Origin of the sequence: Geothermobacter hydrogeniphilus (assembly GCF_002898515.1) — a bacterium.
Taxonomy (GTDB): Bacteria; Desulfobacterota; Desulfuromonadia; order Desulfuromonadales; family Geothermobacteraceae; genus Geothermobacter_A.
Window position 1 is genome coordinate 56,963 of the sequence record NZ_PPFX01000024.1, and the last position, 8,611, is coordinate 65,573.

Genomic DNA, 8,611 nt, shown 5'->3' on the forward strand with positions numbered 1-8,611 from the left:
AGGGGAGAGGATATGAACTCAATCCATTGTCCATGGCTTCCATGGGCAGGGCTCTTCATCGTCTTCCTGTTGTCGGCCGTCCCGGCATCCGCGTCTGAATCCTGCCTCGATTGTCATTCTGAAAACTGTTTCCGGTTGGACTTTCCGGCTTCGGTGCATGGTCCCAATGGCTGCACCAGCTGTCATCGCTTTCCTGCCGGAGGGGAGAGTCATCCCGTTGCTGCTGATTATCGTCCGACGGTCGATTGCAACCGTTGTCACAAGGACATCGCGCAGGCTTACGCATCCGGTGTGCATCAGGCTGCCGGAGTCGGCTGCAGCGAGTGTCATGCCCCGGTTCATGGTCTCCATGCCTGGCGGGAGAACAAGGAAAAAGCGGTCGAGCTGTGCCTCGGCTGTCATGACCGGGAGGATTATCGGCAGTCGGTTCACGGACGGGCCGTCGCGCGCGGCAATGCCGATTCGGCCTCCTGTCATGACTGCCACGGTCTGCACGACGTAAGAGCGGTTTCCCCTTTCTCTCCCGAACAGGCCCAGGCTTTCAATGTTGACACCTGCATCCCCTGCCATGCAGATAAAGAAAAAATGACCAGGAACGGGGTCCGGCTCGGTGTGGTTGCCAGCTATCTCTCAAGCCATCACGGCAAGAGTTACCGGCTCGGCAGCACCCGCCGGGCGGCCGGTTGCGCCGATTGCCACACCGCGCACCGGGTGCTGCCGAAGTCTGATCCGGCCTCCAGCCTGCATGGTGGCAACCTGGTGAAAACCTGCCGTCAATGCCACGCCAGGGCCACCGCCTCATTCACCCGTTATTACCCCCATGGCGACCACCATGACCGCGATAATTATCCGTTGCTGTACTGGACCTTTCTGGCCATGAATTGTCTGTTGATTGGGGTCTTCGCCTTTTTCTGGATTCACAGTGTCCTGTGGATGTTTCGCGGGTTTGTGGAGAACCGGAAAAAACTGGCCGCGGCGGCCCGCGGCGAAGGCATCGTGGTTCACGCCGCGCACAAGCAGTACCGACGCTTTTCGAAGCATCACATCCTGTTTCACCTGATCGTGATCACCAGCTTTCTCGGTCTTTCATTGACCGGACTGCCGCTCAAGTTCAGCGATCAGCCCTGGGCCCAGACCTTGATGTCCTTTTATGGCGGGGTCGCGTACGCGGGGCTGCTGCACCGCGCCTGCGCCGTGCTGACCTTCTACTATTTCGTCGCCGCCCTGTTGTTGAGTATCAATTTTCTGTTTATCTCCAAAAAGCCGTCGGGCAACTGCTGGCAGCGGCTGTTCGGGCCCGACTCGCTGATGCCGAACGGGAAGGATGCCAGGGACCTGCTGGGGATGGTGCGCTGGTTTCTGTTCCGGGGGCCGAAGCCGGAGTTCGAGCGCTGGACCTACTGGGAGAAGTTCGACTTCCTGGCGGTTTTCTGGGGGATGGTGGCCATCGGCAGCTCCGGCCTGTTGCTCTGGTTCCCGGAATTTTTCGGGCAGTTTCTGCCCGGCTGGGTGTTCAACGTGGCGATCATCATCCATTCCGACGAGGCCCTGCTGGCGACTGGCTTCATCTTCACCGTGCACTTCTTCAACACCCACGGGCGACCGGAGAAGTTCCCGATGGATTTCGTGATCTTCAACGGCCAGATTTCCCGCCAGGAGTTCATCGAGGAGCGCTCGGCACAGTGGCGGCGCTACCGGGAGGCCGGGGTGATCGAGCAGTTTGAGATCAAGAAACCCAGCGGGGTTGTTTATGATTTTATCCTCAAGGGGTTCGGTTTCCTGGCGCTGTTCACCGGCCTGGCGCTGGCCTTCCTGATGCTGATCGCCTTCATCCGGGGCTGAGGATGGCGCGGCTGGGATGAGCGGCCTGCCGGCCGCGTTTCAGGAGGGTGTTTCGGCTACCCAGATCCACCGGCTGTTTTGTGGACCGAGGGTGGCGGAACGGGTGGAGATGCGCGGCGCCGCGCCGCTTCGGGCGCAGACGTAGCCGCGCTACGTTGAGCACCGCAGCGGTGACGGCAACAAAGCAGATTCACTCGTAACGACAGCCGAATCCAGAAATTGCCGGTGGATTTGGGGCTATACTCGTTCTTGAGGGGAAGGGGAGAAATGTGCTATTTATTCAGACCGGAATCAGTGAGTCCCTTATCGGCGGATAGCACAAGTCATTGACCTTCCTGAGCTACCCAAAAATCACCAGCGAACCTATGGGTGCGCTTCAGATTTTTGGGAATCCCTTTCAGGCCAAGCACTTGCACTCTCCATCCAGCAGGAACTCACTGATTCAGGTCAGATAGTTGATGCCGCCCCGGAAGACCCGGAAGGAAACCGGGTCCTAACCCCTGGCAACGAGAACGCCGATGGCACAGAAAACACGCGTTATGATCCTGGGAACCGGCCGCGCCGTGCCGGAGAAGATCCTCACCAATGCCGATCTCGAACAGATGGTCGACACCTCCGACGAGTGGATTGTCGCCCGTACCGGGATCCGGCAGCGCCACGTCGCCGAACCGGGCAGCGCGCTTTCCGACCTGGTGACCGAGGCGGCGCGCAAGGCCTTGGATGACGCCGGGTTGAGCGCCGACCAGATCGGCCTGATCGTCCTCGCCACGGTGACCGGCGACATGAAATTTCCCTCCACCGCCTGCCTGGTGCAGGAGAAACTGGGCGCGAAAAATGCCGTCGCCTTTGATCTCTCCGCCGCCTGCGCCGGTTTCCTCTATGGCCTGCAGGTCGCCGAGGGGATGATGGCTGTCGCCGGTTACAAGCACGCGCTGGTGATCGGTGGCGAGATGCTCACCTCGATGGTTGACTGGCAGGATCGTGACACCTGCGTGCTGTTTGGCGACGGCGCCGGCGCCGTGGTACTCGGTCCTTCGGACGGTGAACGCGGCCTGCTGCAGACCTGCCTCGGCAGCAACGGCGAACACGCCGGGCTGCTCTACAACCCCGGCGGCGGTTGCGTCAATCCGCCCAACGCCGAGACGGTCGCGGCCAATCTCTATGCCATCCGCATGGAGGGTCGTGAGGTTTTCCGCCACGCGGTGGTCGCCATGGCCGACGTCCTGCAGCAGGCGCTGGTGAAGCAGGGCCTGTCCGGGGAGGATATCGACCTGCTGATTCCCCACCAGGCCAACCTGCGTATCATCGAGGCGGTTGCCAAACGTTTCAAGCTGCCGATGGATAAGGTCTGCGTCAACGTCGACCGCTACGGCAACACCTCCGCCGCCTCGATCCCCATCGCCCTCGACGAACTGCGCCGCGGCGGCGAACTGCAGCCGGGCACCCTGATCGGCATGGTCTCCTTCGGCGCCGGACTGACCTGGGCGGCGGCACTGGTGCGGGTTTAGCGGGCTGAGGAAAAACGGGCCTGGTCGTGTCGCCGGCAGTTAGAGCCATAAGCCCTGCTGCCGCTTGAAATCCTGCCTTTTCGGACCTGAATCCGAATTTTCCGTGACCGGATAGTCACCTCAGCCTTTCACCAGCCATTTCATGACGAACACCACGGGGACATCTCTGCAAAAGGGATGTCCCCTTTCAGTTGGTCGGGGTTTAAAGATTTTATCGGCGTTCATCAGCGCAATCGGCGGCTGCACTGTTTTTGGTTTCCCAAGTTAACGCCTTCCTTGACATGGACAATAAATTGTATAAAAATATACAAAAATATGTATAAGGAGTGGATTGTTCTATGGATTGTCGGCTGGGAGCGGAGGAGTTGCTTGAAGTTCTGCAGGGGTGGAACCGGGTACTGCGGCGGAAGGTCCATCTGATTGCCTGCGGCGGGACGGCAATGACCCTGATGGGCGTGAAACCTTCGACCAGAGATGTCGACTTCATGGTGCCGCAACTTGTGGAGTACAGTTATCTTGTGAACAGGCTGGCGAATCTCGGTTATCGGCCGGTGACGGGTTCGGGTTGGCAGCGGGATGGCGAACCTTTCCGGTTTGATCTCTTTCGCGGTAATCGTATTCATACCACCGAGTTGCTGGATTCGCCCTTGGAAGAGGGGCGTAACACGCGGTTGATGGAGTATTCCCGGCTGTATATTGGTGTCCTGAATCCCTATGACCTGATTGCGAGCAAATTGCTGCGTGGTACGCGAGTCGATTTTGATGACTGTCTGATGCTGGTTCGGAAACGGCGCGATGAGGTCGATATCGCCCGGTTGGTCGGGCATTTTCACGATCTGGTCATCTATGATGTTGCGGAGGTGCGGTTACGACCGAATATCGCCGCCTTCATTGATTTGTTGCGAGACAATGGACTCTATGATGGATAAACAATTGCTCGACAGTTTCGCCAGGCTTGGCCTGCCGATGTTTGTTGCCCCGGGCGAAGCGCTGGATGCCAACGCAACCCTCGCCGGGGCGGTCAGGGCGAAAGAGATGCGGGTGTGGGAAGGGTTTCCGGTGTTGCTGGCCAATGCGGCCGAGGATTTCCGGTTTTCCTTCGAGCAGGTCGAGGCACAATTGTCGGAGAACGCCCTGCAGTTGTTGTTTCGGCGCCTGGTCCTGGTTTCGCTGGCGGTCTATGCCCTGTATGACCTGTCCTTTCCCTGGACTGTCAAGGTTGAAAAAGAGCTTTCCGCGGAGAGGAAGACGCAACTTGCTGCCTGGAAGAAGTCGCTGCGGAATGACCGGCCCTTCGGTTGGGCAGGAGTCGAATTCGATCCTCGGCGGCTCAGGGAGATGTTCGAACTCTATTTCGAGCAGACCGCCGAAAAGGGCCGGCGCAAGCGGGAAAAATTGCAGGAATATTCCCTGGAATATGCTCTTTCCCAGGTTTTTTCCCCGAAGCAGAAGGAGCTGTTCAAAAAGAGGCTGGATGGATTGCCCATGACCAAGACCGAGCAGGAATACTACTCGCGCACGGTCAAGAAGAAGGTGGTGGCGCTGGCCAATGACGATTTGCATACCCTGGCGCGAAAGCTCTTGGAACAATAAGGGTGTGAGGCACAAGATCAGAATTGGCCGCAGATGAACGCTGATGAACGCAGATAGGGCAAAGGCGTGAAAAACTGCAGACTTTGAAGGTTTTTCTGCGTTCATCTGCGAAATCAGCGTCCCATTGCTTTCGCTTTTTCCCTGGCGTCCTTTACGTATTGAGTGAGCAATGAGGGAAGGCAGTGAGAATAAATGATTTTCTTGATGAGGTTTAATTTCTTGACGCGGACTCATGGTGGCGCTATAACCAGTTGAATTGTTTAAGTTGTTGTTTATTGGAGGGGTTATAGGAGAGGTTCTCCCGGAAAAGAAGCCGCCTGTGTCAGCCTGAGCTGACCGGCGGCTTCTTGTGTTTTCGGCTGTTTCCACATGGAGGAGGGAAGGGATGGCACGTTTTCCGACCGGTCGTACCGCGTTCGTGGTGATCCACGGCATCGGCGAGCAGAATCCGTTCGATACCCTTGACGGCTTCGGGCGTGGCCTGCTGGAACTGTTTGACCGGCAGGGGATCAATTACCGGCTCGCCCACAAGCTGAAGCGCCATCCCGAGGAGGGCTGGACCGAAAGTTTTCTGCACATCTCCCCCAAAAACCGCGGCAAGAGCGCCATCGACATCCACGAGGTCTACTGGGCCTACCTGACTGAAGAGCAGATCACGGCCGCCGAGATCCGCCAGTGGCTCGAGGACACCCTGGCCGGAGTGAAGACCTTCTTCGATGAAAACCAGCAGCTGATCCGCGAGTACGAGCAGGCCGACCAGGTCGAGCAGTTGCAGAAGCTCAACAAGAAGCTGCGTTGGGGCGCCCGGCTCTATCCGCCCGTCAGCGCCGCGCTGCAACTGCTCGATCCGCTCAGTCGGCTGACCGGCGGCTGGGGCGAGGTGGCGCTGAAATGGCTGGGGGACAAGGCCAGCCCCTACCTCACCGGCTACCTCGGCGACGTCGCCATCTACACCACCACCGACCGCAAGTCGAAATTCTTCAACCTGCGGCAGCAGATTCTGCGCGACAGCCTTGCCATGCTTAGGGCGGTGCTCGCCGACGAAGAGGTCGAGCGGGTGATTCTCTGCGGCCACTCCCTCGGCAGCGTCATCGCCTACGACACCCTCAACCGGCTGCAGATCGAAGCCTCCCTGCCCGAGGCCGAAGAGCTGCCGCTGGACAAGATCAAGGGCCTGATCACCTTCGGTTCGCCGCTCGACAAGATCGCCTTCTTCTTCCGCCAGCACGCCGGCAAAGAGCAGTGGCTGCGCGGCCAGATTCTCGGCCAGCTGCACTCCTTCAAATCGAAGCCGCTCTGTTTCAATGATCCGCCAGTGACTTTCGACGACCCGGTGAAGCATGTCTTCGCCGACCTGCCCTGGGTCAACTACTGGGACCGCCAGGACCCGGTCAGCGGCCGGCTCAACCTCTACCGGATCGACCCCGAAGACAACGTCGAGCTCAAACTCGGCAAACCCTGGGGCCTGGCGCATGTCGCCTACTGGGAGCATGTGCCGATGTATGCCGATTTTGCGGGGAGGTTTTTGGGGCTCCAGGCAACAGCTTCTTGACAGTTTGTTCTTGCTTCATCTGTTGTTCTGAAAACAAGTATTGATAAAAAGACAACTCTTGGGTTGTTGTCAGTCCATGTTTCGGGTACTCTGTAAATGAACCAGCCCCTGAGTCCAACTGACGCCAGAAAATTGCTCCGCCGGATACTGGATGGCGGCATTGTCACCTACGCACAGCCTCATGCCCTTGATCGGCTCAAGGAACGTTCCATTTCCATCCTCGATTGTGAAAACGTCATGCGGGCGGGGGTTGTGGAAGAGCCGGAACTGGTCGAAGGTTGTTGGCGCTACCGGGTGCGATCCCGAAAAATCGTTGTCGTTGTGGAATTCCTTTCGGATGACGAGGTGTTGATCCTGACGGCCTGGAGAATCAAATGATCTGCCCTGATTGTAAAACTGTCGAACTCGTGGAAAAGCGCGAGACCATTCGCTTTGAGGAGTGCGGCCTCAGTGGCGTTGTCCTGCAGGATGTGCTGGTCAGGCAGTGTGACGGGTGCGGCAACCGGCTGGTTTCCATCCCCAACCTTTCCGGCCTGCACCGCAGCATTGCGATGGTGCTGGTCAACAAGCCGGAAAGGCTGGCGCCGGAGGAAATCCGGTTTTTACGCAAGTCGCTCGGCTGGTCGAAGGCTGATTTCGCCAGGAAGATGCATGTCAGGCCCGAGCAGGTTTCCCGCTGGGAGAGTGAGAAGGCGCCGAAGCCGATGCAGGTACAGAATGAACTCCTGCTGCGGACCCTGGTGGCCAAGGGTCAGAAGATCGAGGACTATGAAGAGCACCTGGAGGAAATCGCTTCCAAGGAGCCGTGCGGGAAGTTTTTGCTCTCTTTGTTTTTTGAAAGGCAGCAGTGGCATAACAGGGTGGCGGTGTGTCAGGGCTGAAGAGATTTTTGTTGGGGGGGCAAGCGGAGCGGTTTGTGGCTTGAAAACTTGATGATTCAAGACGTGACTCTGCGAGATTCATTGGGGTGCGGGCCGTCCCGGTTGCCGGCGGCGGCAGATGTTTCTTGTTTATGACGGCAAAACATGCTAGAAAAAAGCGTTTTATTGATTCGCTGGTAAAGGAGGGGGCATGAGCGGTAAAATTCCGCGCCAGAACCAGAAAGCCGTACCCGCTGCCGACGCAGCCGGGGCGGCTTTTTGCGTTTATGGGTCTGTCTCTTTGACCATCTCTCAGGGTGGCAAGCGCTATGTACTGAAGGCCGAAAAAGGATGAGACCCTACGGGGGGATGGAGAAAATTTAAGGTAAATATTTAATGGTTGAGTGACACTGATGTTATGTTTACGTGTGAAACATTTTGTCTAATAATTAGAAATTGATAGAGCAATATTTATGAGTAATTTTGAGCAAGAGTTTCTTGAGAACTATCTTAAGTTTGGCCTTGGTTCTATGCCAAAATCAGATATTGATGCTCTTGTTATGCACTTGCTCGATCGATTTGGAGTAAACAGTTCAGGGCCTCTTTCCAACTACAGTAATCAAGCGGTAAGTGAGCGACTTAAAACTCCTGTCAATAAAATCAAGAAACTTCGATATGACGCTGCTTTAAAGTTTGGTGGTCGCATTGAAGACCAAGCAATGGGCCGTCTCCTCGCGGCTCTCGCAAATGCCACATTAGAATCTGACGGGAAAAAAATATGTCTAATCATAGAAGATTCTCTAGCCAAAAATTGGTTGCAAGGACAACTCAAAAATAATCAAATAATTTTTGACTATTCCTTCAATACAGAAATTGTAAAAGTATCTACAGAAGGCTTATTTAACGTTCTTGATTCTCTCTTTGACAATTCTGAATTAGAAATATTCAAGAAAAGATTTGAGGAAATCAAGAAGCAAGAAAACTCAGAGAAAAGAAAAAATGAATTTAAAGATATAGTCAAGAAATTCGCGGAAGGCGCGGCAAAAGCGGCGGGTAGTGGTGTGGTATCAGTCTTGAAAACACACCTCGGAATGCTCTGAAAATGGCTATCGGGTGACTGAGCGATTGTCCGATAAAAATAATGGAAAGAAGTAGAATTACAGATGTATTTCCAATTACAGGCCAAGGTGGAGGAACTATGCATCCTTTTGCAAAAGTCTTAGCTTGAAGCGTTCAAGACTTTACCAGTAAGGCTG

At 56.0% G+C, this 8,611-nt stretch carries 9 protein-coding genes; all 9 read left to right on the forward strand.

Features of this window, described 5'->3' with window-relative positions; all coding sequences use genetic code 11:
- Positions 1–12 precede the first annotated feature (12 nt).
- Entirely contained in the window at positions 13–1,842 is a 1,830-nt protein-coding gene (locus tag C2E25_RS11130; RefSeq protein ID WP_103115812.1) for a cytochrome c3 family protein, read from the forward strand.
- A 518-nt stretch (positions 1,843–2,360) separates the two neighbouring features.
- Positions 2,361–3,350 carry a beta-ketoacyl-ACP synthase III gene (locus tag C2E25_RS11135; RefSeq protein WP_103115813.1) on the forward strand — a complete coding sequence of 330 codons (990 nt, stop codon included), beginning with the start codon at positions 2,361–2,363 and terminating at the stop codon, positions 3,348–3,350.
- Between the two features lie 338 nt (positions 3,351–3,688).
- Positions 3,689–4,279, forward strand: coding sequence for a hypothetical protein (locus tag C2E25_RS11140; protein WP_103115814.1), 591 nt, complete (start codon positions 3,689–3,691; stop codon positions 4,277–4,279).
- Positions 4,272–4,943: a hypothetical protein gene (locus C2E25_RS11145; protein ID WP_233189409.1), complete on the forward strand. Its 672-nt coding sequence runs from the start codon at positions 4,272–4,274 to the stop codon at positions 4,941–4,943. Before C2E25_RS11140 ends, C2E25_RS11145 begins: the two co-directional genes overlap by 8 nt.
- A 385-nt stretch (positions 4,944–5,328) precedes the next feature.
- The gene (locus C2E25_RS11150) at positions 5,329–6,495 is read left to right on the forward strand and encodes a hypothetical protein (RefSeq protein WP_103115816.1); all 1,167 of its coding nucleotides are present in this window, start codon (positions 5,329–5,331) and stop codon (positions 6,493–6,495) included.
- A gap of 96 nt (positions 6,496–6,591) precedes the next feature.
- The gene (locus tag C2E25_RS11155) at positions 6,592–6,873 is read left to right on the forward strand and encodes a DUF4258 domain-containing protein (protein WP_103115817.1); all 282 of its coding nucleotides are present in this window, start codon (positions 6,592–6,594) and stop codon (positions 6,871–6,873) included.
- Positions 6,870–7,376 (forward strand): type II TA system antitoxin MqsA family protein, encoded by a 507-nt coding sequence (locus C2E25_RS11160; protein WP_103115818.1) that lies wholly within the window; start codon positions 6,870–6,872, stop codon positions 7,374–7,376. The genes C2E25_RS11155 and C2E25_RS11160 overlap by 4 nt, the downstream gene beginning before the upstream one ends.
- 190 nt (positions 7,377–7,566) lie before the next feature.
- A complete protein-coding gene (locus C2E25_RS17495) occupies positions 7,567–7,710 on the forward strand; it encodes a hypothetical protein (RefSeq protein WP_158247222.1) in 144 nt (47 codons plus the stop codon).
- A gap of 118 nt (positions 7,711–7,828) precedes the next feature.
- Positions 7,829–8,455 carry a hypothetical protein gene (locus C2E25_RS11165; RefSeq protein ID WP_103115819.1) on the forward strand — a complete coding sequence of 209 codons (627 nt, stop codon included), beginning with the start codon at positions 7,829–7,831 and terminating at the stop codon, positions 8,453–8,455.
- The last annotated feature ends 156 nt before the right edge of the window (positions 8,456–8,611 follow it).

Bases quoted from the DNA above. Each gene is read 5' to 3' on its own strand.
- C2E25_RS11130 (WP_103115812.1), top strand. From the start codon at position 13: ATGAACTCAATCCATTGTCCATGGCTTCCATGGGCAGGGCTCTTCATC.
- C2E25_RS11135 (WP_103115813.1), top strand. From the start codon at position 2,361: ATGGCACAGAAAACACGCGTTATGATCCTGGGAACCGGCCGCGCCGTG.
- C2E25_RS11140 (WP_103115814.1), top strand. From the start codon at position 3,689: ATGGATTGTCGGCTGGGAGCGGAGGAGTTGCTTGAAGTTCTGCAGGGG.
- C2E25_RS11145 (WP_233189409.1), top strand. From the start codon at position 4,272: ATGGATAAACAATTGCTCGACAGTTTCGCCAGGCTTGGCCTGCCGATG.
- C2E25_RS11150 (WP_103115816.1), top strand. From the start codon at position 5,329: ATGGCACGTTTTCCGACCGGTCGTACCGCGTTCGTGGTGATCCACGGC.
- C2E25_RS11155 (WP_103115817.1), top strand. From the start codon at position 6,592: ATGAACCAGCCCCTGAGTCCAACTGACGCCAGAAAATTGCTCCGCCGG.
- C2E25_RS11160 (WP_103115818.1), top strand. From the start codon at position 6,870: ATGATCTGCCCTGATTGTAAAACTGTCGAACTCGTGGAAAAGCGCGAG.
- C2E25_RS17495 (WP_158247222.1), top strand. From the start codon at position 7,567: ATGAGCGGTAAAATTCCGCGCCAGAACCAGAAAGCCGTACCCGCTGCC.
- C2E25_RS11165 (WP_103115819.1), top strand. From the start codon at position 7,829: ATGAGTAATTTTGAGCAAGAGTTTCTTGAGAACTATCTTAAGTTTGGC.